Source organism: Peribacillus folii, assembly GCF_030271255.1.
Lineage (GTDB): Bacteria > Bacillota > Bacilli > Bacillales > DSM-1321 > Peribacillus.
In genome coordinates this window covers 13598-38826 of sequence record NZ_JASJOM010000009.1, presented here as the reverse complement: position 1 = coordinate 38826, position 25229 = coordinate 13598, and the positions used below count along the sequence as shown (strand labels likewise).

Here is a 25229-nt window from a genome sequence, read left to right as displayed (position 1 = left end):
GAGAGAACCTGATGCTTTTGCCTTTTCCAAACGACATGGTTTGTGTCCATTGAGCTTATTTCTTTTAGTAGTAATCAGGAATTTCCGTCCAACGTCTGCGCAACTCATGAGCGGCATGTTTCGGTTTTCGCTCACGAGTAAAGACACCTTTTTTGTTCCCTTGGACACGCATAATGCCTTGGCTGGTTGAAAAGTCCGCGAAATTCCAAACTTGTTCGCCGACAAAGTTATCGAATACCTCATGATTGACTTTTAAATATTCCACCTATTACTCCAACATCATTGAAGGATGCAGGAACAGCCATCGTCATTGTGTCTTATAATTTTGCGTCCTTCCATCCTTCATGGAAACCTGAATCCAATTTAAAGTTCCATACTCCATTAAGGTCGATAAGGTTTTTCGTTCAGTTACAATCGGGTATAACATGTTCCACACTCTTTTGTGATTAAATGATCCACCCGCATCTTATCGTCTCGTAAAATAGTTTTCGGCATTATAATAGCCGATATTCTTGACCATTTGCTCACGCAGCCCTTTATCATCCGGCATTAATCCTTGCTCCGTCCAATCTCCTAGGATATTGCAAAGTATCCTGCGGAAATAATCATGGCGGGCGTAAGATAGGAAGCTTCGGGAATCTGTCAGCATTCCAATAAAATGGCTTAAAAGACCGACATTCGCCAGTTCCTTCATTTGTTTCTCCATCCCGTCGATGTGATCATTAAACCACCAGCCTGAGCCAAATTGCACCTTCCCGGAAATGCCCTCTTCACAGAAGTTTCCAGCCATCCCTGCAAGAATCGGATTATCCTTTGGGTTTAGGTTGAACAATACGGTCCTTGGCAGGGAATCCTCTTGATCGAGTGCATCCAGAAAACCAGATAATCCTTCCGCTATATTCGCCTCGCCGACAGAGTCGAAACCGCTGTCGGTGCCGACCAGTTCCTTCATCTTGGAATTGTTATTCCGCATCGCACCCATATGCAGCTGCATGACCCATTGCTTTTGGGCATACATTTTTCCGAGCTCCTTCATCAAGAAAGAACGGTAAGCATCCAGTTCTTCCGTTGATAGGCCTTCACCATTCAACCGCTTTTTCAATATGCTATCCGCTTCTTTTTCAGTGGTAGCTATATAAACCATTTTCTGAATATCATGATCCGAACCTCGTCCGCCGTTTTCATGAAAATAGTCGACCCGATGCTTAAGGGCACTTATGAGGCCTTCCATTGAAGACACCTTACTATTCGTTACTTGTTCAAGCCTTCGAATCCAGCTGTTAAAATCTGGACGTTCCAAGAATAAGGCCCCATCAGGACGGAAGGTTGGTGCAATGGTTATATGAAAGGATTCATCCTTCTCCAATAACTGATGAAATTCAAGCTCCGAAACAGGGTCATCCGTCGTCCCGATAAATGTAACGTTTGATTTTTCCATAAATGACCTGGGTCTGAACTCTTGCCTGGAAAGCTTTTCATTACACTCATCATAAATTTCACGCGCCGTGAGCGGACTCAGGGTCTTTTCGATGCCAAAAAACATTTTCAACTCCATATGTGCCCAATGATACAAGGGATTACCTATTAAGTGAGGCATCGTTTCCGCCCATGCAGCAAACTTCTCCCAATCGCTGCCATCACCAGTAATATATTGCTCGCCAATGCCTTGCATGCGCATTGCCCGCCATTTATAATGGTCGCCTCCTAGCCACAATTGCGTTATGCTTTCATACGGTTTATTTTCCCACACCTCTTGTGGGGACAGGTGACAATGAAAATCAAAAATTGGCAGGTCAACACCGGCATTTTCGTACAATTCAATGGCTGTGTCGGTATTCAACAAGAAATCTTTATCCAAAAAGGCTTTCATATATTTCCCTCCTGATTCATTAATAAAAGTTAAAGCATCATCCAACCTGTAAGCCCTTTCATTTAGAAGCTCAAAAACATCACGTAACTTATTTAATTCGTTTACTAAACTAATTAAATATATGAATAATTTATCATTTTTTAACTTTTCCGTCAATTAACTCTTTCTGAAGTGGCAAAAATCAAATCCTAAATGACGTTCGTGAACCTGTTATAATGGTCATATAACCAAAAGTTGTTGCCAAAATGGGAGGATTATAATGATAACCGGTGATGCAGCATATATAAAAAAGATTAATCGTGCATTGATTATTAAAGAAATAATAAAGGAAGGCATGATTTCAAGGGCAGATTTGTCCAAGGTTACGGATTTAACAAGAGCTACCATCTCTGCACAGGTTGCAGACTTATTGGAAGAGGATTTGATCGTGGAAACACAACTGGAACACAGCGGCGTCGGCCGTAAGCCCATCATGCTCTCCTTAAACGGCCAAGCAGGATATGCTCTCGGCATCGACATAGACTTTGGGCGGCTTTCCTTCACTTTAAGCGACCTCCTGGGTGAGTGCATCACCTCCTCCATCCAAGAATTATCGACGACGGACTATTCGGAGATTCTCCAGCTGGTGATGAAAACGATCAAACAGCTCAAAGACAGTTATGCTGACAGCCGCTATGGGATCGTGGGGGTCGTCATTGCCATTCATGGCCTTGTAGGAAAAGATGAAATCATTCACTATGTACCGCGCTTCAAATGGCATGATATCGACTTGAAAAATGCCATTGAAGCAGAATGTCAAATTGATGTCCATCTTGAAAACAATGCCAATTTAAGTGCATTTGCCGAGCGGATATTCGTGCATCATGAAGCGAACAATCTGCTCAGCACAACCTTTCACTCCGGTATCGGCCTTGGGATGATGATGAAGGATGATTTTTTTCGCGGACATGATGGATTTGCTGGGGAAATCGGCCATATGATCGTGGTTCCTGACGGAAAACAGTGTAATTGCGGCAATAAAGGCTGCTGGGAGAAGTATGCTTCGGAATCGAGTATATTTGAATATCTATCAGCGGAAAAACAAGTACCCAACCTCACATATGAGCATATTCAAAGGATGATTGATGAAGGTGATGCAATGGTACATAAGGCAATGGAGCGTTTCATTTACTATATTTCGATTGGCATAAACAACCTCATCAACATGTATAATCCCGATGTCCTCGTATTGGATAGCGAGCTGCTGCGAATATATCCTGATTCCATTAGCAAGATCAGCAACAATCTGAACTCCTCGATTAGCCATTACCGTGAAATCACTTTATCGGCGATCGGCAAAAAATCATGTGTAATGGGCGCATGCGCGTTGGCAATTAAAAAATTCCTTGATGTTCCCATCCTGAATCTTCCTTATGAAGTCGTCCATCAGGATAAGAGCTGATTGAACGGCAAAAAAACTCCCCTTTCCGTAGTAACGGAAGGGGAGTTTCACATTAATCCATCCTACCTCTTCTCTCAGCCAAATCTTCAGCCAATTGGAGGGTCCTTTTCTTATTCAATGGATAAAGGAAGGCCAATATCAAGAAAACAACGATATAGATGACTGAGGGGGCTAATGTCGCCAATGCATGAATTCCCTCAAGAGCTTGTTGGGTTTGTGCTTCACGCGTAGCATCGTAGCCCACCATGGCAATCGCAAAACCGCCAATTCCTCCTGCAATTGCCTGCCCTACTTTACGAGCGAAAGAATAGATCGAGTAGACGGTTCCATCTTCGCGAAGCCCCGTCAAATATTCATGATAGTCGATTACATCCGTTACAAATGCCCACACCACGATATTAAAGAATCCGAATCCAAACATCCCTATCGCAGATATGATGATGAATTGCATAGCGGATAGGTTCGGCAAGAAGTACAAAAGACCATATACCACTCCCGCAAGCAGCATTCCCATGGACGCCGTTTCTTTTTTACCGAACTTCGCCACGCATGGTTTTGCTATCGGCATGGCCAGGAATACTGCAGCGGTTTGTACGAAACCGATGATGCTCAGGGCCCAAGCATTGCTGAAATAATCTTTAAATAAGTAGACGTTAATCGCTCCAATCAGCATCGTACAGATCATAAAAATCAAAGATGCACAAAGGATGGACAATAAAGGCCCGTTTTTGACCATTCCTTTTACGGACTTCTTTATAGACGTTTTTTGCACTTGATTAATCGGAGCACTGACCCGTTCAGTCGATAATTTATAACAGGCCATATAACAAGTGATGGACAGGATGCCAAAAATGATGGCTCCAAGCAGAAAACGATTGGGTTCTGCCTTATTATCCACGAAAAGAAGCAATGGTCCCGCTACGTTAATGATTAAACTGGCGAGCATCGCGCCCATAGTCCTGAAGGTGGATAAAGATGTGCGCTCGACAGGGTCGCTTGTTATGACGGAGGCCATCGAGCCATATGGAATGTTAACCGTGCTATACAAAGTTCCCCACACAATGTAGGTGACAAAGGCCCAGGCCATATAAAACCCATCTGACATGCCTGGGATTTTCACGAACATCAATACTCCGGATACGACTAAAGGGAAGGACATTCGGAAAATCCAAGGCTTGAATTTTCCTTGCTTGCTTGGTTTTCTCGTATCAATGAAACGTCCCCAAGTAACATCAGCAACCGCATCCCATAAACGCGCTATTAAAAAAAGAATTCCTACCGTAGCTGCACTGATATGGAAAATATCAGTATAATAAACCATTAAAAAGGAGCTTACTAAGATAAAGAAAAAATCGTTTCCAAAATCCCCGAATAAATAGCCTATCTTATCACGCATTCCGAATTTTCTGAATTCACCAGTCACAGCACCTTTTTCAATGGACTCCAATCTTTCTAATTGACTCATTCCCATCCCCCCATACCCATAGAAATATAATGATTCATCCGTTTTTATCCTGGAAGAAATAATCATGTATGGCTTAACCAAATAAATCACCTTGCCACTTCTCTTCTTTTGAAAGCCCTTACAACAAACTCGCTCTCCTTTAATTAGTTTAGTAAACTAACCAAATATTTCTATAATTAGAATATCACCTGACTTTTCTTTCGTCAATAACTTTTGTAAGCGTTAACATAAAATATTTTGAAAATTATGTTTTATCATTAACCATATAACGCGATACTGTAAAAAATTTCTAGCCAAGGTGTGCAGCTAATAAAAGCTGCACACCTTGGCTTATCTATTCTCATTTTCCTCTCTTATCTAATCCGTCATTCAGCACTTTCACTTGGTAGCGGAAATAAAGATAGAAAATTATCCAGACGACCCCATAAAAAGGCAGGAAGATCGCTATTCCAGTCATTAATCCTTTAAAAGTGAAGGGAATCCAGCCGACAAAGAATGAAAGCAGGAAATAAAGTATGGTGACAGTGAGGAAGTGCAGGATGGTTTGAAATATTAAGCTCCATTTTTCGATTTCGAATAAGATGGTTGCCGTACTGAAAAACCATCCACATAATAGGCAGCCAATTGCATTTTTCACAAAGAGTTCACTGTCCAATTCATGAACTCCGCCAAAACCGATGAAGCCAAAACAAGTCAGCACCATGACGAGCGCTCCAAAGCAAATCCCAACAAAGCTGCGGACCAATAGTGTTTTCATCATAAACCCTTCCTTTTCCATTGAAATGCTTTCTTAATTCCTTGAACATAGTGCCGTGAAACATATTCCTTTTCCCCTGACCGGAAATACACACATAATTTTCCATTGAAGGAGGCCTCAAATCTGCTTAATTCATCTAAATTGGCAATCACTGACTTGGACAATCTCACAAACTGGTTGCCTGGAAGGTCCCTTTCAAGCTCGTATAATCTTTCTCTCATTTCGAAGGTCCCTTGTTTTGTCCGTACCATTATCGAATCTTGTTCGGTGAACAAACAGATGATTTCCTCTGCCCGGAAAACATGCTGCATGTCTTCCTTCCTCCCGACGAAATACGGTCTTTTTCTTTCTTTTAAGCGCTCCATCAATTGTTCCACTTCCTCATTCCAAGCATTGTTGCGGATAAGCACTTCTATCGCCTTGACCTCCTCATCTATCTCTACCTTTATTTTCATATGTGCTGCCTCCCTATAGCTTATAGTTTAAATATATTGAGAAATTCAATTTCCCGACTACCTTTTCCAGTAACAGGTACTTTTTCAGCCTTAACCGGCTTGAAAGGAGTACTTACATACACTAAATAACCGTCCAAAAAGTTGGACGGTCCATATCCCAAGTTATAGAAGCCTCTAAGGATTGAAAGCTTTACTTTACGCTTTACTTGTAAAAGTGCTTGGCATTACGACTGCAACAACCTCTCCACGAGCGCAAACTGAATCATGTGCAAATACTTCCGTTTCGATTCGCCACTTCTTCGGGTGTATCTCGTGAATGGTGCCAACGGCCATTAATGGCACATCGTTCGGGGTCGGCCTTATAAACTCCACATTTAGTGAAGCTGTCACAAATCTTGGAGGCCCCGCCCCGTCCCCTGCTTCATGTCCGTTTTTTCGATGCAGGGCCAAAGCGGCGGAGCCAGTTCCGTGACAGTCGATCAGCGAGGCAATCAAGCCACCGTATACGAACCCGGGAATGGCCATATGCTCCGGACGCGGTCTATATATCGTCCTCGTACTCTCACCATGCCAGCCTGTCCGAAAGTGATGGCCTTTCTCGTTCAAACGGCCACATCCATAACACCAGGCAAATTCGTCGGGATATTCGTCTTGGATCGCTTTTTGCACAATCTCCTCCATCATTTATTCCCCCTTACTTATTAGGTAGGTATTAGGTGAACCTGTAAAGTCATACTCCCTGAATAATGACTTTGAACGTAAATCTTTCGCAGCCATAATACTTCATTTCCCTGCTGTTTTCATCCACTTTAAGGACATATCCTAAAAGTCTCCGTATAACGCTGATCGAAGATCCGGTATGTCCAACCGACAACGATTTCAACTCTATATCTATTCTATTTCTTCAGTGGATTATCCTGCCGATTACATTGAACCCTTTGCCTTGTTGGAACCAAATCGTTATGTATGCAGAGGAAAGGAAAATACCACTGAAATCAACAACATTTATAAACCATCTTAAAAATCCACGATTATCCTACCTAGCTAGTCCATACCATAATGAAATTAATTCATACTGTATTAAAAGGGAATGATCCCATAAAGGAGGGTTTACCTTACATGATACCTATAGACGATTGTAAATTATTAATTTCATGCTGCAATCATAAAGGCGGTCTTTATTTACTCCAAATAAAACATCAACAATATGAAATGAAAAAGGTGTTGGACGTCGGGTGCACAGGTATTGCAAAATACGGCAGCCTTTTTGTCGTAATCTCAAATTCTCATGGAATCTACATTTTGGATGAAAACGTAAAGGTTATAAAAAATAAGCCTTTATCCACAGAATTAGATTTACATGGAGTAGCAATAAACAATGATAAAGCTTATATTGTTGAAACTAAAACGAACTCAATCGGTATTTATGATCTAAAAAATGATTTGGAAAGAGTAGATGAAATAAGATTTTCACCGGTGAATGAAGATGTTGCCCACGTCAACGATTTGCATATAGCAAATGAGATGTTATATGTTTCCATGTTCTCATATCCCCCAAGGAAAAGCTTGACCTCTTTCCCAAGCTATCTCTCTCATAAAACCATTCCCAGAGGTGTCATTTTAGAATACTCTTTGGAGGAAAGAAAAGTGGGTAAGCTTTGTCATGAAAAATTATATCAACCTCACAGTGTATTACGTCATGACGATCATCTGTATTATTGTGTTTCAGGTGAGTTCCTGGTGAAAAGGAATAATGAAAATATTTTTAAATGCCTCGGTTATACTCGCGGGTTAGCAGTTAAGGATCAAACGATGTTTATTGGTCAAAGTGAGAGCAGACATATTCCGATTTTATTAAAGAAGCATTCGAATGTATTGCTGGATTGCGGGATTTATGTACATGACATCTCTACGAAGCTCTCCTCGTTCATCCATATACCGTCTGAAGAAATTTATGGAATAGTGGTGATTTAAATATAGTGCTGTAGACACGTTATGAAAAATAAATAAGAGCTGCCTTCAAAAGCATAATGGAGCACCACCTCCTTATTTACTATTCAAAAAATCCATATATCACCATACATTCTCCCTCCTTAAACAAGTCCTTATACCGGTACGGAATGGTCCAAATACGAGTCCAGTTTGTTTCATTTCAATCAAAAAGAGGAATGGCTTACTGCCATCCCCCTTCTATATCTGACGGTGTCTATCATTCGTCAGCTGATAACTCACTTTCCGTTACCCATTGGTGATTCTTCACTTCCTCTCCTCCCGAAGCCGGTGTAAAATCAACCATGTACACTGTGGTCTTTTCTGCCGTTTCGATATTAGCAACAGCGCCATCCATCCCTTTCATATGAGATGCATTTATTATAACCTCCGCTCCCGGATCATACGGTTCCTCACCAGCACCTTTAATCTCCTCTTGAATGATCCATTTATGATTTTCGACTTTATCCCCTCCGGTTGTAGGTGTATACGATACAGCGTAAGCCGTCGTATCAAAAGCACCCACTACCGTTGCTTTTGCCCCCTTCATGCTATCCATATGCCCAGTTTTGATGATCGCTTGACTTCCAACCTCATACGTTGGATTTTTTGCAGCTTTTAAACCTTCAGGAACATCCGCTGATCCAGAATGGTCCATATCCATTTCGCTATGATTGCCTTCTTCAATAGGCTCCTTGTCTCTATTTTCGTTGGTGGAACAAGCGCCAAGGACTGAGAGCAATGCTGCCAATAACAATAAAACGGCCGGCATTTTCGTTTTTGCATTCAACATGATAAAACCTCCTTATGTAATTACATGAAATCATAGCATTCGAATATGCAGAAATTATGGAGCGGACTCGTGATGAGGAACTGCAGCCAGGGATTCTTCTTACGCATATAGTCCTTCCCTTATAGGGATGTGCCCAGACATATCAGATGAATGGAGACGAATTTCCCTATTTTACAATAGAAAAATCGTCTCGCTCCTTAATCGTCAATCTTGCTGACTCGCTCACGACATATGTAACTTATGATAATCTAAGATGATCTAACTAAATAAAATGGTAGGTTAACTGTAGAAAGTGGGAGGAATCTGAGTAAAAAACGGGTGGCTTTAAGTTTAGGCATTTTATTGATGGGAATTATAGTTATTCGGTATTTTTCAGCATATTCAGAAAGATTCACGGAAACCACAAACCTTTCCAATGAAACTATTGGAGGAGTAAAAATCCACGAAAGCATATATAATAGTCGTTTTATTACACAGTATGATAAGCGATTAAGTAAAAAAAATAATCACGAATATGATTATTACCATTGGAAAGGCGGATTAGAAACTGCCTCCATTAATGCTAATAAAGATAAAGGCTCTATCATGCGGTTAATAATAACTGGTACCGGTAATAAAACATTTAATAATCCTCTCCACACCGCAAAAGGAATTAAATTAGGTGATACAAAAGAAAAAGTTCTTTCTATGTATGGAAACAAATATTACATAAGTAAGGAGCAAGGAGCTGACATTATCGGATATATTGACCACAAACAAAAGATCACTTTAGAATTTTGGTGCATCAATAGTGGTAAAGTTGCTGAAATTCGGTTGGATGATTCCAGTGTTAATTAAATGCCATGCCATTGTTGCAAGTAAAGATTAGGTACTTACTGTCATTTATCGGGACTCATTAGAAACGATTACGAATTAATATCTCGGTGCCCTCAATCTTTCCGAGAAAATACAAAACAAGAAGGAATAGTCCTTCTTGCTTTGTACGCTTATACAACATGCAGTCATTCAATGCTGAGTTAACCCAGGATGCTTTCATTATTACTTGAACTTTGCCTCATTTTAATAGTGACAGTGGTCGCATCGGTTCCTTTCGCCAGGTTCATTTGAATGATCGGGAACCTTTATTCCGATGCTTGCGATTGCTCGATCTTTTTTATGATATGCGCAAGATTCACGGATAAATGCTGGTTATAATCCCTGCCAATCGACTTGAATAATCCCTTCGCTATGCCCACCAATAAGAATCTGATATGTTCTTTTGCAATCACGGATTGATAGGCAAGCGTTGAATCGGCTTGAACACCGCCGATTTTATCAGCCATTTCTTTCATGAAATCGATGATGGTCACTTCATGCAGTTTACCTTCCAGGCTGGTTTTCAAGATGACTTGATTTCTCCAAGATACTAAGTCGATTCTTTGTTTAGAGTAGTCGAAGAGTTCTTGCGGTACTTCTGCAAGACCAGTTTTGCTGATTTGAATGCAGCCCTTCACGGGATATAATTTTGGATAAGGATTGATTTTCTTTATTAAGGATTGATCTATGGTGACCTTCTCCCGTTTAATTCGTGTATGCCTCGTTTCACCTAACATGAGTTTTAACTGGCTCGCAATTACATGATTGAATTCTTCCAATTCAAAGAGTTCAACCAGCATTACGCTATATTCCAAAATCGTGATTGCTTCATCGAATTTTCGTTTCATGCCAGCATTCGATCTGGAAAATACCAATCTATTATTTCTTTCCATGAGCTTCCCCCGATCCTTCGAATCCATCTTTCTATTGCAGCTTATCGTACCGCTATTTCTTCCATTTCGCATATCGCCCTGCAGATTTCAAGGTACCGATATCTTCTGGATTGAACTATCTGACTAAAAGATCGGCCAATATCCTCGACGATCTTTTAATCAGCGCTAAGCGAAATTCCATTGTACTGCTATCTATCAAAATGTCGTTTCAGCAATTCCTTGAATCGTTTGCCATCTATATCTTCCTTCGTCACTTTTCCATCGGCCCATCGTGTAAAGGATGTATCGGTTAAAGTGATATTCCCGTTGCCTGTAAGACAGGTGATCAATGGATGCTTATTGAAAGGTGATTGGGGATTTTCCTTGATGATCGTCTGAACCTCATTCAATTCCGCTATATTTCCCACCGGCTTGGAGGTATCGAAAGCATATCCAATTTTCCAATCGGGATCTTTATATTTCAGCTTTAACTCAAGAATATAATTTCCATGTTCTGTGCTTTCCCTAGTTATCCTGAATTCTCCATTTTGGGAAGTCACTGTTTCCCCATTCAAGGGAACAGGCTTGAGCGGCAGGTTTCCCCCAAATCCCGTATCGACTAAGTACGTTCGGCCTTCATGCTTCAAGAGAATGGCAACATGCGTCCTTCCGATTGTCATCCACCCTTGATTGTAGATCACACCCCGGACCAAGGTTACTTCAAAGCCATTTTCCTCCAAGAAAAAATAAAGGGCTGCATTCAATTCATAGCATACTCCACCTTCATTTCTTACTAGGATTTTATTGAAGATATTCTCTTTGTTGATATCAGTAAGATTGGCGGCGATGATCGATAAGTTTTCGAAAGGAATTTTTTTGCCTGTTTTTTCAAGAATATCATCCAATCCTTCAAACGTCAGTTTCTCATCTTCCCTGATGCCTATCCTTTTCCTGAACAATGCATTCAAATCACCCATGCCGTTTCCTCCTTTAAGTCAGCAACGCTGAAGCGTTTATGCTTTGTAAATATTTATTAGCTTCGTTATCATTTCATTCGTACTGGAATAAAGGACACTCCCTGCATGTATCAGTAATTATACCAGACACTGTTGAGAGAAGGGCTTGGTCATCTTTGCAAGGCTCATTCATTTACTTTCAATATGATTTTTCCTACGTTCCTATTCGCCTCCATATGTTCATGGGCCTTTTGGATTTCGGCAAAAGGGAAAACGCGATCCACGATTGGCCTTATTTCATTTTCGAGGAACAATGGCATCACTCTCGAAACGAACTCCTCGGTCAACTCTTTCTTATACACATCGTCCCTAGGAGTCAATAAAGTGCCTTTTAACTGCACCCTTTTTATAAGAAGTTCCATAAGGTTCACTTTTTCCACAACAGTTCCGCCAAGGATACCGATCAATACCCAGCGTCCATCGGTCTTTATGCTTTTGAGATTCCTCTCCCAATAAGAAGCTCCAATGAAATCGAGGATAACATCCGCTCCTAGATTGGTGGTGGCCCTCAGTACCTCCTCATCGAAGGCTTGTTCTTTATAGTTGATGCAAATATCTGCTCCCAGTGAGCGGCAGAAATCCAATTTTTCCTGTGAACCTGCAGTGGTGAGGATTGTTGCTTTTGTCAATTTTTTAGACAATTGGATGGCTGCCGTGCCGACACCGCTTCCGCCTGCATGAATCAATACGGTATCTTCATCCGTTAATCCTCCTAACCAAAATAAAGTTTGGTACGCGGTCAGGAAAACTTCTGGAATTGCTGCCGCCTCTTCGAATGAGAGGGTATCCGGTATTTTCATCGCCCTGTCTGCAGGCATCACAGCATATTCTGCATAACCGCCGCCATTCACAAGCCCCATTACCCTTGTCCCTGATTCGATGTTTACCCCGGCCCCTTTTTCTACTACTTCGCCCGCAACCTCGATTCCTAGTATCGGATTGGCCATGTAACCCGATTTACCTTCCCGTGAAACAATATCGGTCCTATTGATTGCAGATGCTTTCACCTTTATTAAGATTTCCCCTTTTTCAGGCTTGGGCATTGAAAATTCTTGAAACTGCAATTGCTCAGGGCCACCTGGTTTTTTTACCACTACAGCTTTCATGCTTATCGCTCCTCCTTTATGATTAAATGGCTAGCTTCTTTAAAATGGTCTGTCTAGAAGATGAAAACTATGCTACTCCAAAAAATAACCACACGCAAATGATTCGGTCCGTTCCTTTCATGATCGAGGCCTGAAAATACTGATCTGAATAGGTCGATACATAAGGAAGCATAAAAATGGACCATATGACTGTCTATTGCTTCCAAAACAGGGTAAAGTAAAAGAACCATATTAAGGAAATATTCACAAATAAAGAATTTTTAATGATTTGAGGAGGATAATAATGGAGTTTAAACCGAGGAATCAGAACAATCATTCTATAGCCGAAATCCGCTATGCTCATTCGTCCCGCAATTTATGGTCCGGCATTCTTTTTGGCATCGGGCTGATTGCCTTCATTGATGAAGCCATCTTCCATCAACTGTTACATTGGCATCACTTCTATGACAAATCCACATCCAATATCGGGCTGGTCTCGGACGGTTTGTTTCATGCCCTTAGTTGGTTCGCAACGATAGGATCTTTGTTCATGTTCGCCGATCTTCGCCGCCGGAAAGGATTGTGGCTGAATAGATGGGCTGGGGGCATATTGCTTGGGGCAGGTTCTTTTCAATTATACGACGGCATCATCCAGCACAAGCTCATGCGCCTTCATCAAATTCGCTACAATGTCGATATTCGCCCTTATGACTTGATTTGGAACGTTGCAGCCGCTGCAATGATTGTATTCGGGATTTTCTTAATCATTCAAACACGGCGGAGCACGCTAAATGTGAAAGCGGACAGCCATCATGCACAATAACGCACACGTCCATGATAGCGGTGCTGGCTCGGATTTGTTGATATTGGCAGCATTCGCGCTTGTTATCGTGATTTATATAGGAGCTGCCGTATATTCTGGCCGTCGGTATAAAAAATGGCCAATATCCCGCATCTTGTTTTGGGTGCTTGGCGTCATGTGTACAGGCTCAGCAATAGCCGGCCCCTTGGCTGATCGAGCGCATATCGACTTTACGGCACACATGATCGGCCATATACTGCTAGGAATGCTGGCACCCATTTTCTTGGTACTCGCAGCCCCTACCACCCTTGCTCTTAGAACATTGGATATCCAATCGGCACGACGCCTTTCGAAATTGTTGAAAAGCTGGCCAGTGCGATTTGTAAGCAATCCCATCATTGCCTCCATTCTCAATATCGGCGGGCTTTGGATCCTCTACACGACTGATCTGTATCGGGCGATGCAGCATACTATCATTGTGCATGCATTGGTGCATTTTCATGTGTTTTTTGCCGGATATTTATTCACCGCCTCGATGATTTACATAGATCCCATGCCGCATCCGTTCAGCTACAAGTTCCGGATGATCGTGTTTGCCCTCTCATTGGCAGGACATGACATCCTTTCGAAATACATTTATGCCCATCCACCGAGCGGAGTCATGAGGACACAGGCAGAAAGTGGCGGAATGTTCATGTACTATGCAGGGGATGCCGTTGACCTTGTGCTTATCTTCCTCCTTTGTTACCAATGGTTCAAGGCCATCAGGCCGAGGGAATCACTTGCCATATAGCGAAATAGGTTCAAAGCTAAACTCCTATGATTTTCTTGATTAATCATTCCTCATTTGTCTCATACTAATTTTTGATGAATAAAATTTAGGATGGAGCTGAATGGATAATGGAATTTGAAGCAAGGAATTCTACTGAAAATGCTCTTCATGATTATAAGGCTGGGATTGGTGTGTTTACCGAAAAAATGCCAGATCTCGCCGAGAAATTCAATTCTTTTACGGAAGAGTGCTTTAAAGAAGGACAATTGACCAAGAAGGAAAAACAGCTTATCGCATTGGGAATCAGTCTGTACTCACAAGATGAATACTGCATCATCTACCATACTAAAGGATGCCTCGATCAAGGCTGTTCGGAACAGGAAATCCTCGAAGCTATCGGGGTGACTGCGGCATTTGGAGGAGGCGCGGCCATGAGCCAGGCAGTGACCCTCATCCAGGATTGTATCCTGGAAATCAATCAGCTGAAGCAATAAAAAACGAGGGATAGGACCGGTCCTATCCCTTTTCCATTGTCATGCGAAAAGAATCAGAAACGGAAGCACTACCATTGCAGGCTTTCGATCAATTGGCATTTCAGGCATTTTTGGATATATTCTTTTTTTTCGAATTCATGAGCGCAATTTTCCCTGAGCCAGCTCAGCTCTTTCCTCAGTTGATCCAATTGTGCTTCCAGCTCTTTCATTTCAACATTAATTTGGATGACCCGATCCAGCGAATTCTCCCCTTCCTGAATCATTGATAGATGGTTCCATCCGTTTTCCTGAACTCAGATGCTTTTTCCCTTAGCCCTTCCCCGATTACGGTTTCAAAACCGATTCCCTTTTCTTTCGCCAAATCACGAATGTCCTGAGAAATTCTCATGCTGCAGAATTTCGGTCCGCACATGGAGCAGAAATGGGCCGTTTTGGCGCCTTCAGCCGGCAGCGTTTCATCGTGGTATTCGACAGCCCTTTCCGGGTCGAGGGAAAGGTTGAATTGATCTCTCCACCGAAATTCGAATCTCGCCTTTGAAAGGGCATCGTCACGTTTTTGGGCATGCGGATGGCCCTTCGCAAGGTCAGCTGCGTGGGCTGCAATTTTATAGGTAATGACACCGACTCGGACATCTTCCTTGTTCGGGAGGCCCAGATGCTCTTTCGGCGTTACGTAACAGAGCATCGCCGTTCCAAACCAGCCAATCATCGCAGCACCGATCGCCGAGGTAATGTGGTCATAGCCAGGAGCGATATCCGTAGTCAAAGGTCCTAATGTATAGAAAGGCGCTTCCTGACAGACTTCCAGCTGCTTATCCATGTTTTCCTTGATCAAATGCATGGGCACATGCCCTGGTCCTTCCACCATTACTTGAACATCATGCTTCCAGGCGATCTTCGTCAACTCCCCCAATGTTTCCAATTCTGCAAATTGAGCTTCATCATTCGCATCTGCAATCGAACCTGGACGAAGCCCATCTCCTAATGAGAAAGAGATATCATATGTTTTCATGATTTCACAAATTTCTTCAAAGTGAGTATAGAGAAAGCTTTCTTTATGGTGGGCCAGGCACCATTGTGCCATGATCGACCCTCCCCTTGATACGATTCCCGTAACCCGCTTTGCTGTTAGAGGGATATACCTTAAAAGCACTCCAGCATGTATGGTGAAGTAATCAACACCCTGCTCAGCCTGCTCGATTAATGTATCCCGAAAAACCTCCCAATTTAAATCTTCAGCAATTCCGTTCACTTTTTCCAACGCTTGATAAATCGGGACCGTTCCGACCGGCACAGGCGAATTCCTGATGATCCATTCCCGTGTCGTATGGATATTCTTACCCGTGGAAAGGTCCATGATATTGTCTGCCCCCCAGCGTGTCGCCCAAGTCATTTTCTCCACCTCGGCTTCAATCGATGAGCTGACGGCTGAGTTTCCGATGTTTGCATTTATTTTCACGTGAAAATTTCGCCCGATGATCATCGGCTCACTTTCAGGATGGTTAATATTTGCCGGGATGATTGCCCTTCCGCAGGCTACCTCATTTCTCACAAACTCGGGTTCAACATTTTCCCTGATTGAAATGAACTCCATTTCAGGGGTAATGAGGCCTTTGCGTGCATAATGGAGCTGGGTGACATTTCCCCCCTGCTTTGCGCGTAAAGGTTTCCTTTTCAGTCCGGGAAAAATATCGGCATTGGATTGTGATGCTGCTTTTTTGTATCCGTTATCCTCAGGTTTTATTTTACGCCCTTCATATGCCTCAACGTCCTCACGTTCAAGGACCCAGTTTCGTCGGATCGGGTCGAGGCCTTTATGGATATCCACGGGATATCCAGCATCCGTATAAGGGCCGCTGGTGTCATAAACCCGTAAAGGCGGATTTTCCTCCTCGCCAAAGGTCCCGGTTGTCGGACTTAGCGTAATTTCACGCATCGGTACGTTAATATCCTGCCTGGAGCCCTCTACATACACTTTTTTACTTCCTGCAAAACTGGACATGATCGAAACGTTCAAGTCATTTACTGAATTACCCATCATGATTTCATTTCTCCTTTTCAATTCAACTCAACTAAAAAGGACAAAATCCAATCCATTTCGCACGAAAAAGCCAGATCTCCGATTCAAGACCTGGCTAACGTTAGTATGACTACAGAAATGACAAACTGAATCGTCATCGCTTAGTAGATTCTAACTTCCCCACGCTGGTATGAACCAGATCAGGTCCTGAGGGTTAAGAAGCTTTTCGCGCTCCTCTCTCAGCCCAACGTTTATTGGACACCCCTAGTCTGAACAATATAATAGATTACAGGGTAACTATATCTCACCCATTGCAATCTGTAAATCATTTCAAAGTCCTAATATTTCCTTCATTCTTCCGATGATTCATTAGGCCTTGAAATGTAAGCCATTAATCTTCCAGCTTCTCAAGGATAGGGAAGATTTCCTCCAAATGCTTGATTTCATAGGTTGGAAGCACTTCATTCCGCTTCTTATCCTCGCGATTTATCCAGACCGACTTTATACCCACTCTGGTTGCTCCCAAAATATCCGTCATTAAATTATCGCCGACCATCAATACTTCATCCTTATCCAGCTCCATCATTTTTAAAGCGTGCTCAAAAATGGACGCATCCGGTTTACCGCGTCCAAACGCTCCCGAAATGACGATGTGATCGAAATAAGGAACCAGTTCAGGTGTGATTTCAAGTTTGGTATTCTGCAGCTGTGGTGAACCATTCGTCAGCAAAAGCAATTTGTACTTCCCTTTTAGTTCATCGAGCACTTGAAAGGACTCTTCGTAGATGAACGGTTTTTTACGCCTTTCGGCAGGAAAACGTTCTGCCAGCTCAAGGCCTAATTCAGGGTCATCGATCCCTAATGCCTTCAAGCCCTTCGTCCAGGCTTCATTCCGATAAGCCGGAACAATCTCAGCCATTTTGCGGAATTCATCATGGTCATCGTTAAAATCGCCCCATAGCCCTTCAAAAGGGTTGATTCCGATCATCTGTGTAAATGCATATGTATCGTAAGAAGAATAAAGCTGACGCGCTTCCTTTCGCACAGCTTCCTCAAGCTCGCCGGCATTTATGTCATATTTCTCCCTAGCCGCTTCGCATGTAGCGACAAAAGCCTCTTTCACGCTTTTTTGATCCCAAAGTAACGTATCATCCAAATCAAAAAAAACAGCCTTAATCAAATTATCCTACCTCTTTCCCCATTATGGAATTCGAAAAAATTACATTAGTACAATCATAAACTACAACCTTGGGAAAATGAATAACTATTCGGAAAATGACTGCATCTTTCTAAAATATCCGGCGGAGAGTCTTAAAAACCTATTCATCTTTGGAAAACATACAGCATTCCGTTGCTGGCAAGCCTGAATTTTGGGCCGACGAACCCCCGTCTCATTAGCTCTTTCCTCAAATAAACCATAAGCGCAGCATGACTCACGATCAGAACGTCCCTTTCACCCTTTGCAAAGACCTCGTCCAAAGCTTTATTGATCCTCCGCTTTGCAAGCTTGATTTCCTTCCTTGTTTGCTTGTTCATGAAAGAACAGCAGCGAATCCAGATTGCCCAGAGAATGAACGGCAGCTTCACCTTCCCTTTAAGAGGCGGGGAAGGGATTTCCCGCAGCTCCTCCATAAAGTGAATCGTGCCAGGAAAAATATGTTCCGCTGTCTTGACCGCCCTTGTCATATCGCTGCAATAGCATTCCTTCCATTCCGCCTTTCCCAATGAAGTCGATCCATAAATGATATCCGCAGCATCATAATCGATGAACCATTGCTTCATGTCATCGGCAGATACGGATTTCCCGGTCGGGAATTCTTGCGCCACCTTAAAATGCCTTACCAACCCAATTTTCATATGTACTCCTCTTCCAATGTGTTTTATGCACTAAAAGGCAATCTTCATTGCAAAAAAAGCCTTAGATTTACCTGGTCTCCTATTTGATACCCTTTTCTTCGCTTCTTTTAACAAAGAGCAAACAGGGTTATATCGCAAATAATCATCAATCTAATAAGAAAAAGAGAAAGCATTTGCCTTCTCCATCTATCCATCAACCTATCAAATGAAGCTCGGTGATCGTACATCTTTTCCTGAATTTATATTTCCCGCTCAAGTCACTGAATTGATATTCATTGAGGGCTTTTCCAAGCTGTTCCTTAAGCTTCTCCACCCTGATGGAGGCATCAACCAGCTCAGTCCAATTTCCCTTGCCGATTATCTCATCGAACGGAATGATGGAGAGCACTTCATCATAGATTTCAATGCTTTGATCGATCCCAAAGCTGCCATAGATACTGCCATTTTCATCAGCGAAGATATGCTCCGATTCCAGCTCTTCCACCAGCACTTCAAGATATCCTTTCGACTTAACGGGCTTGATGGCAATCTCTGCCTTCGCCTTTACAGGTCCCAATCTCTTATCGATGATTTCCATCGTCAATTGGACGTGAAATGGAGGATACACCTGCTCAAACCCTTCACACAGTTCCGCTGCCGAACTATATACCATCTAAAACACCCTCCTTTTTCACTAACATTATATAATAGATCCAGATCTTTTCCTTACCAAAACACTTATTCAAGCTCAATTGGCACCAGTTATGCAAGCAGCCAAAAGGATACCCAGCATTTTTTTGCTATAACTTATCCTCATACAGCGTAATGAGGAATGGCATGAAGTTCCTATATTTCTCTATGAAATATAAAAAGCCCAATTTCCTGGAAAACAGTTAGAAATTGGACTTTATCGTTATTATGGATTTGGCACCAGCCCCAAAAGACTACGATCTCGTTTTCCAAAGGTGTAACGGATTGTTTTTCCCTTCAGTCAATGGCATTTTCATCATAGAAATTGAGCGCTCCTCCTTTGTCTTTTGCAAATCCTCATATATACTTTTAGATTTCCCTAAACCCGCTTCTGCCGCATCCTCGACTGAAGCACAATAAAAAACCTTATTGATCCCAGCAAAATACATGGCCGTTAGACACATCGGGCAAGGCTCCCCACTGGCATACATTGTATAACCGGAAAGATCATTCGTTGGATTTTGCTCCTGTGCGCGCCGGATGGCCAGTAATTCCGCATGACCACTACTGTCATACGTTTTGTGCAGCTCATTAACGCCTTCGGCTACAATTTTGTTATGAATCACAAGTACTGCACCAAAAGGTTGACCGCCTTCACGAACATTTTCTACCGCCAGCTCTACTGCTCGTTCCATGAATTTATCCACTCCAAAACCTCCATCCTTTTAATTAGGCTGTTTTCTCCTACTTTTTTGCTATTGACCAAATAATGCGATGTGGTTGATATTCTCATTCAAAGAGGGTGTGTGATTCTCCTCATAAAAAGGGCATTGCTGAATAATAATCTATCGATTTGGAAATTGGTGCAGGAACAATTTCAGCTACCCTCTTTTTCCTTTTCTTGAAAACAAAAAGGGAACGGAAAAATCCATTCCTTTTTTGACTAGATGCTAGCATTCCTTCATTTAGTGAATGTTGGTTTAAGATCGCCTTTGTACGGTTCATGTTCGACGAATACCGTTATGTCCTTGCCATCATTGTCTTTACCTGTTCTTTTGTACGTGAATTTTTTATCATTAAGTTCGGTAAGCTCAAGAGCGACACCATATTTATTTTCGCCAATTGATACATGGGCCCGTATTTTATTATCGTGAACAACAGCGAAGTAGCCGTAATCCCCGCGGCTTTCACCTGTTTCCAGCTTAAAAAACTCATATTCATTGGTCAAGTCATCAAATTTTGCCAAGCTTATAAAATTCATGTTGGCCTTTGTAACATCATTACCATCTTCATCTAAAACCTTTGTTCCATTCCAAAGTCTGCTGCCTAAAATCTTATCTCCATCGACATCTTTAACAATATCCCCAGTGGTAGTGTCCAACTGCTTGTCAGGGTCAGTGAAAGACAGCTCTTTTTCTATATATGGAACATGCTCAACGAATACTTCTACATCTTTTCCATCAGCATCTTTTCCCATTCTTTTATAAGTAAACACATCTTTATTTATTTTTTCCATGTCAACTACCGCTTGATAATTCATTGATTCTGAAATTAATATTCTCTTCTTCCCATCATTGGTGATGAAGAATGTTCCTTTATCGCCACGACTTTCTCCTGTCTTTGCATCAAAAAATTCATATCTCCCTGATTCTGCATCATATTTCGCTAGGCCAATGAAATTTGCATTTTCTTTCGTTAAATCATTATTATTTTTGTCATACACTTTTGTACCCTGCCAATTTGTGCTACTAAGAGTGTTAGCCATTTCCTTACCTTCAGTTAACGTATCTTCCTTGCTCGTTTCCTTATCGGTACGTTCTTGCTTCTGTTCATTATCTTTTTCTTTGGTGTTGGTGTTGCAGCCTGTTAAGAATAATGTGAATCCAAGCATTATTGAAGTTATTGCTTTTGCTTTATTGTTCATTTTTATCTTCTCCTCATTTCTTATTTTCGGTGTATTTTAATATATCCCATTATCTAAACGATAAATGAATATCGAGTTTACATGCACGCTTATAAAACCCGGCCATTTTGCTCCTGAAGTTAACAGATTTCGTTCCTCCTTACAGATCGGGTGTTTACTACTTCTTTCATGATAATCCCCAGTTATAAACTCCCCCTAAATAAATTCTTAAAAAAAGATAAACTTATTCTTAAAACGTCTTTGTGTGTGAACGGAAATGCTCCTGTCCCGGCGATTTCGCCCATCATTCAGGATATGATTCCTTTGTTAACGGTCTCTGTCGAAGTCTGGAACAGCTCCATTGACAAATTACCGACGAAAAAAAGTCCAATGCACTGGCTGCATCGGACTTTTTTTAACACCTTTCATTATGGTTTTAACACCACTTTAATGCATTCATCTTCATGATCGTTAAAGATTTGATAGGCTTCCCCCGCTTTTTCGAGAGGCACTCGATGGGATATGATTTCAGTTGGATCGAACTCTCCAGCGGTTATTTTTTCGAAAAGCATTGGCATATAATGAATGACCGGCGCTTGTCCCATTTTAATATTGATGTTCCGTTCAAATAAATCGCCTAACGGGAACATATTATATTTGGATCCATACACGCCTGTGAGCTGGAGCGTGCCGAATTTCCGAACAGCTTTAAGCGCAATCTCGATTGCACTCAGTGTTCCTCCTTGAAGCTTCAGCTTTTGTTCGATTGCCTCAATCGTCGATTTCTTGCCATCCATTCCGACACAATCAATGACGACATCCGCCCCGCCAGAGGTGATTTCCTTTACATAGCCGCCCATATCATTATATTCATCGAAGTTATATATCTCGACCTTATTCATCTGTTTCGCCTTATTGAGCCTATAAGGAAGATTGTCGATGGCAATGACTCGCTTTGCACCTTTCATCCAGGCGAACTTTTGGGCCATCAAACCAATCGGGCCACAGCCAAGAATCGCTACCGTATCCCCTTTTTTCACACCGGCATTCTCTACACTCCAATAGGCGGTCGGCAGCACATCAGACATGAACAAGAGCGACTCATCTTCAAGCTCACAAGACTCCGGGATGACAAAAGGCATGAAGTTCCCATAAGGGACCCTTAAATATTCCGCCTGCCCGCCAGGATAATTTCCATAACGTTCAGTAAAGCCAAAGTATCCCCCTGTATCCACAGCTTCATTCGGATTGGAATTATCACATTGACTTTCCATATCATGTTCACAATAATAACAGTGCCCGCATGAAATATTGAAAGGCAAAACAATCCTGTCCCCTTTTTTCACCTTCGTTACTTCTGGTCCGACTTCTTCTACGATTCCCATCGGTTCATGGCCAATGACGTAATCCTTATGCGTCGGCAATGCACCTTGATAGATATGCAGATCGGAACCGCAAATTGCCGTCGAAGTCACTCGTACGATGATATCATCTTTTTGCTGAAGTTTCGGATCCTCAACTTGTTTCACCTGGATATCTTTAGCCCCTTGAAAAGTAACTGCCTTCATGATCATCCTCCTAAAAAAATTCTAATATTCCTGCTATACCCACTAACAAAGATTGGTAAGCCGCCTTGTCACCCTAATTTTCCCCAATAATCAGGCATGATAACCGGTCCTCGCAAATTAAACCCCTTTTAGTACGGTTCATTCCTTCTTTTTGTTAAAGGCGTTATTAGGTTTGTGCTCTCTTAGGACCTTATTAAACAGATCCGGATAGTTCGTAAACACCCCTGTTGCCCCCCATTCCAATGCTTTTTTCATATCAGCCCTCTCATTGACTGTATAGGGATGGAATTGCAGGCCTTGGTTTCTGACCATTTTCACATATGCTCTATCCACCATATTGAAGTTCGGGCCGACTCCCACAGCATATCCCTTTATGGATTGCAATTCTTTTTCGGATATGGCCGCTGGATTCTTATAAGAAAAAAGTTGTACTAGAGGCAACTTTGGATTCAGCTCATGAATCTTCAAAAGACTTTCCTTACTGAACGATTGAATAAGCACATTTTTGGTCTTGCCCCTTGAATCTATCATTTTATTATCCTTTAAAGCCTTTAGTAATTTTTCTTCCATCCCTGGATATACTTCCGGGGACTTTGTTTCGATATAATAATTGGCCTCCCTGCCGAATTTCCTGAAAACTTCTTCCAAGGTGGGAACGACTATCCCTTCATATTCCTTTTTTGCCAGTTGCGGATATTTCTGGTTGAACCATGTACCGGCATCCAGTTTTTTGATAGCGGCAAGCGTTAAATCTTTAACAAGGCCAGTGCCATCCGTGGTGCGATCGACCCTTTCATCGTGCATCGCTATCAATCTTCCATCCTTTGTCATTTGAAGGTCGATTTCTATGTAATCACCATTCATTCGCTCTCCCATTTGATAGGCGGGAATCGTATGCTCAGGAGCGTAACCAGAAGCTCCCCGATGTGCAATATTCACAATTTTTTTCTCATAAATTGGCGATCCAGATTGTTTTTGGTGTGCAGCAGAGGCACCCATGGATATAGACTGCAATATGATGGCCGCACCTAACAAGCTTAATCCTGCTTTCTTCATGCTTCTGTTCATATTCCCTCTCTCCCTTCTGTCATTACCATCAGTTTAGAAGGGGAATATGAAGTTGCAGCAAATATCGTGTAAAGAAACCATTTATTAGAAAAGATGATTATAATGAACTAGTGGGCATGAGGTTGGTGCAAAACAGCATTTTATGGAAAATTCCACTTTATCCGATTTACAAAAAACACGTATCAGCTTACTATTAAACAAACAGTACATTAATCTTAAGGGGAATTATGTTAAAAAACTATCAATATTACCAAAACAAACAACGATTGATCATGAGGGCATTTATGGGCATGATATCCTTATTACTATTGATAGGCATTTCCGTATCACCAATCAGTTGGAAGGAAAATCCTTATGAAATGACTTTTCAGGTCATCCTCATATCTGGAATGATCATATCTTTGCTATTTTTCATTAAAACAGAAGGCAACTTCTATAAAAGATTATTCATTTCCTTAATCACTGTTTATTTATATAGTAAATTCTGGGTCTTTCCTGATACCGCAATCATGCTGGCATTATTTGCATTAGCGCCCTTGATCCCGATCTTTCTCTTCGATAAAATCGGGTTTTATATTGTCGCGACGCTAAATATCATCTTGGGTCCTGCTTCCATCCTGTTCATTTCCCATACAGATCTTCAATATACGTATGAATATGTCGCTTTGGATACCTTTGGAAATATACTGAATTTCATTGCCATCCAGATCATATTGGTATTTGTATTCATCGGAACTCACAATCGGATGGAATCGGCAAATGCCTTCCAGAAGGAGATTCAGCAGGCCAAGCAATTGAGTTCAGTCGGCCAGCTTGCTGCAACCATCGCCCATGAAATTAGGAATCCCATTACAGTCGTGAAAGGCTTTGCCCAATTGCTAGATCAAGAGAAAGAACTGACTGAAACGGAAAAGTTTTATGTACAAACCATGCTTACTGAACTTGAATATACACAGGTAATCATCAATGACTATTTATCCTTGGCAAAGCCGCACACGGGAGATATACAGGTCATTGGCTTAAATGATGAAATCCAGAAGGTTTCCGATCTATTGACCAGTTTTGCCAATAATCGCAATATCGGCTTCCGCCTTGATTTTCGCAGTGACCTGCAATTGAATATGAATCCAATCGAGCTTAAACAAATACTCGTCAATATCATCAAAAACGGAATTGAATCAATGAACGACCCCGGATTCATCCAAGTGGAAACAGAGCAGGAACGCGATATGGCAATAATACGAATAACCGATACAGGCATCGGCCTCGCCAAAGATCAACTCGATGAACTCGGGACTCCATTTTATTCGCTTAAAGATAGAGGCACAGGAATCGGGTTGACCGTTTGTTATTCCATCGTTCAAAAATACAAAGGGAAAATCGTCGTCCAAAGTGAATTGAACAAAGGGACGGCCTTCACGATTCATTTGCCTTTTTATAGCGATACCCAATAGGAAAAGGATGGCCCCATTGCCGGA

25 protein-coding genes, 1 pseudogene and 1 riboswitch are annotated in these 25229 nt (G+C 41.8%); of the genes and pseudogenes, 7 read left to right on the top strand and 19 right to left on the bottom strand.

Annotated features, from left to right (window positions below; translation table 11 throughout):
* Positions 1–64 precede the first annotated feature (64 nt).
* A pseudogene (locus tag QNI08_RS16045) lies at positions 65–265 on the bottom strand (glycoside hydrolase family 2 TIM barrel-domain containing protein); the annotation flags it as partial.
* A 201-nt stretch (positions 266–466) separates the two neighbouring features.
* Positions 467–1870, bottom strand: coding sequence for a glucuronate isomerase (uxaC, locus tag QNI08_RS16040; RefSeq protein ID WP_285768404.1), 1404 nt, complete (start codon positions 1868–1870; stop codon positions 467–469).
* 259 nt (positions 1871–2129) lie between these two features.
* On the opposite strand from uxaC, the gene QNI08_RS16035 reads away from it, so the two are divergent.
* Positions 2130–3311, top strand: coding sequence for an ROK family transcriptional regulator (locus QNI08_RS16035; protein ID WP_285768403.1), 1182 nt, complete (start codon positions 2130–2132; stop codon positions 3309–3311).
* A gap of 52 nt (positions 3312–3363) precedes the next feature.
* On the opposite strand, the gene QNI08_RS16030 is transcribed toward QNI08_RS16035, so the two are convergent.
* The 4 genes from QNI08_RS16030 to QNI08_RS16015 all read right to left on the bottom strand — a co-directional run bounded on the left by QNI08_RS16030 (position 3364) and on the right by QNI08_RS16015 (position 6669).
* A complete protein-coding gene (locus QNI08_RS16030; RefSeq protein WP_285768402.1) occupies positions 3364–4776 on the bottom strand; it encodes an MFS transporter in 1413 nt (470 codons plus the stop codon).
* Between the two features lie 340 nt (positions 4777–5116).
* Positions 5117–5536 (bottom strand): DUF3021 domain-containing protein, encoded by a 420-nt coding sequence (locus QNI08_RS16025; RefSeq protein WP_285768401.1) that lies wholly within the window; start codon positions 5534–5536, stop codon positions 5117–5119.
* The gene (locus tag QNI08_RS16020; RefSeq protein ID WP_285768400.1) at positions 5533–5988 is read right to left on the bottom strand and encodes a LytTR family DNA-binding domain-containing protein; all 456 of its coding nucleotides are present in this window, start codon (positions 5986–5988) and stop codon (positions 5533–5535) included. Before QNI08_RS16020 ends, QNI08_RS16025 begins: the two co-directional genes overlap by 4 nt.
* Before the next feature lie 195 nt (positions 5989–6183).
* On the bottom strand, positions 6184–6669 hold the full coding sequence (locus tag QNI08_RS16015; protein ID WP_285768524.1) for a PaaI family thioesterase: 486 nt from the start codon (positions 6667–6669) through the stop codon (positions 6184–6186).
* Positions 6670–7107: 438 nt separating this feature from the next.
* On the opposite strand from QNI08_RS16015, the gene QNI08_RS16010 reads away from it, so the two are divergent.
* Positions 7108–7962, top strand: a complete 855-nt coding sequence (locus QNI08_RS16010; RefSeq protein ID WP_285768399.1) for a DUF4915 domain-containing protein — start codon at positions 7108–7110, stop codon at positions 7960–7962.
* Between the two features lie 235 nt (positions 7963–8197).
* Here QNI08_RS16010 and QNI08_RS16005 read toward each other — a convergent pair whose 3' ends face one another.
* A complete protein-coding gene (locus QNI08_RS16005; protein ID WP_285768398.1) occupies positions 8198–8770 on the bottom strand; it encodes a YdhK family protein in 573 nt (190 codons plus the stop codon).
* A gap of 318 nt (positions 8771–9088) precedes the next feature.
* Here QNI08_RS16005 and QNI08_RS16000 point away from each other — a divergent pair, with 318 nt between their 5' ends.
* A complete protein-coding gene (locus QNI08_RS16000) occupies positions 9089–9607 on the top strand; it encodes a hypothetical protein (protein WP_285768397.1) in 519 nt (172 codons plus the stop codon).
* 284 nt (positions 9608–9891) lie between these two features.
* On the opposite strand, the gene QNI08_RS15995 is transcribed toward QNI08_RS16000, so the two are convergent.
* The 3 genes from QNI08_RS15995 to QNI08_RS15985 form a co-directional block, all read right to left on the bottom strand.
* The gene (locus QNI08_RS15995; protein ID WP_285768396.1) at positions 9892–10518 is read right to left on the bottom strand and encodes a hypothetical protein; all 627 of its coding nucleotides are present in this window, start codon (positions 10516–10518) and stop codon (positions 9892–9894) included.
* Positions 10519–10706: 188 nt separating this feature from the next.
* Positions 10707–11474 (bottom strand): arylamine N-acetyltransferase family protein, encoded by a 768-nt coding sequence (locus QNI08_RS15990; RefSeq protein WP_285768395.1) that lies wholly within the window; start codon positions 11472–11474, stop codon positions 10707–10709.
* Positions 11475–11638: 164 nt separating this feature from the next.
* On the bottom strand, positions 11639–12619 hold the full coding sequence (locus tag QNI08_RS15985) for an NAD(P)H-quinone oxidoreductase (RefSeq protein WP_285768394.1): 981 nt from the start codon (positions 12617–12619) through the stop codon (positions 11639–11641).
* A gap of 283 nt (positions 12620–12902) precedes the next feature.
* Here QNI08_RS15985 and QNI08_RS15980 point away from each other — a divergent pair, with 283 nt between their 5' ends.
* From QNI08_RS15980 to QNI08_RS15970, 3 genes are all read left to right on the top strand, one after another.
* Positions 12903–13421: a DUF2243 domain-containing protein gene (locus tag QNI08_RS15980; RefSeq protein ID WP_285768393.1), complete on the top strand. Its 519-nt coding sequence runs from the start codon at positions 12903–12905 to the stop codon at positions 13419–13421.
* A complete protein-coding gene (locus QNI08_RS15975) occupies positions 13411–14193 on the top strand; it encodes a cytochrome c oxidase assembly protein (protein WP_285768392.1) in 783 nt (260 codons plus the stop codon). The genes QNI08_RS15980 and QNI08_RS15975 overlap by 11 nt, the downstream gene beginning before the upstream one ends.
* A 107-nt stretch (positions 14194–14300) precedes the next feature.
* Complete coding sequence (locus tag QNI08_RS15970; RefSeq protein ID WP_285768391.1) at positions 14301–14666, top strand: carboxymuconolactone decarboxylase family protein; 366 nt, start codon at positions 14301–14303, stop codon at positions 14664–14666.
* A gap of 68 nt (positions 14667–14734) precedes the next feature.
* Here QNI08_RS15970 and QNI08_RS15965 read toward each other — a convergent pair whose 3' ends face one another.
* From QNI08_RS15965 to QNI08_RS15925, 9 genes are all read right to left on the bottom strand, one after another.
* Positions 14735–14929 (bottom strand): hypothetical protein, encoded by a 195-nt coding sequence (locus QNI08_RS15965; RefSeq protein ID WP_285768390.1) that lies wholly within the window; start codon positions 14927–14929, stop codon positions 14735–14737.
* Positions 14926–16707, bottom strand: coding sequence for a phosphomethylpyrimidine synthase ThiC (gene thiC, locus QNI08_RS15960; RefSeq protein ID WP_285768389.1), 1782 nt, complete (start codon positions 16705–16707; stop codon positions 14926–14928). The genes QNI08_RS15965 and thiC overlap by 4 nt, the downstream gene beginning before the upstream one ends.
* A 139-nt stretch (positions 16708–16846) precedes the next feature.
* Positions 16847–16962, bottom strand: a riboswitch (TPP riboswitch).
* A gap of 115 nt (positions 16963–17077) precedes the next feature.
* Positions 17078–17866: an HAD family hydrolase gene (locus QNI08_RS15955; RefSeq protein ID WP_285768388.1), complete on the bottom strand. Its 789-nt coding sequence runs from the start codon at positions 17864–17866 to the stop codon at positions 17078–17080.
* Between the two features lie 143 nt (positions 17867–18009).
* Positions 18010–18543, bottom strand: a complete 534-nt coding sequence (locus QNI08_RS15950; protein ID WP_285768387.1) for a histidine phosphatase family protein — start codon at positions 18541–18543, stop codon at positions 18010–18012.
* A gap of 193 nt (positions 18544–18736) precedes the next feature.
* On the bottom strand, positions 18737–19195 hold the full coding sequence (locus tag QNI08_RS15945) for a hypothetical protein (RefSeq protein ID WP_285768386.1): 459 nt from the start codon (positions 19193–19195) through the stop codon (positions 18737–18739).
* A gap of 271 nt (positions 19196–19466) precedes the next feature.
* Entirely contained in the window at positions 19467–19919 is a 453-nt protein-coding gene (locus QNI08_RS15940) for a nucleoside deaminase (RefSeq protein WP_285768385.1), read from the bottom strand.
* 254 nt (positions 19920–20173) lie between these two features.
* Positions 20174–21136 carry a DUF4822 domain-containing protein gene (locus QNI08_RS15935; protein WP_285768384.1) on the bottom strand — a complete coding sequence of 321 codons (963 nt, stop codon included), beginning with the start codon at positions 21134–21136 and terminating at the stop codon, positions 20174–20176.
* A gap of 407 nt (positions 21137–21543) precedes the next feature.
* A complete protein-coding gene (locus QNI08_RS15930) occupies positions 21544–22683 on the bottom strand; it encodes a zinc-dependent alcohol dehydrogenase (RefSeq protein ID WP_285768383.1) in 1140 nt (379 codons plus the stop codon).
* Positions 22684–22821: 138 nt separating this feature from the next.
* Positions 22822–23751, bottom strand: a complete 930-nt coding sequence (locus QNI08_RS15925) for a glycerophosphodiester phosphodiesterase (RefSeq protein WP_285768382.1) — start codon at positions 23749–23751, stop codon at positions 22822–22824.
* A gap of 227 nt (positions 23752–23978) precedes the next feature.
* Between QNI08_RS15925 and QNI08_RS15920 the strand changes: the two genes are divergently transcribed.
* Entirely contained in the window at positions 23979–25205 is a 1227-nt protein-coding gene (locus QNI08_RS15920) for an ATP-binding protein (protein ID WP_285768381.1), read from the top strand.
* Positions 25206–25229 lie beyond the last annotated feature (24 nt).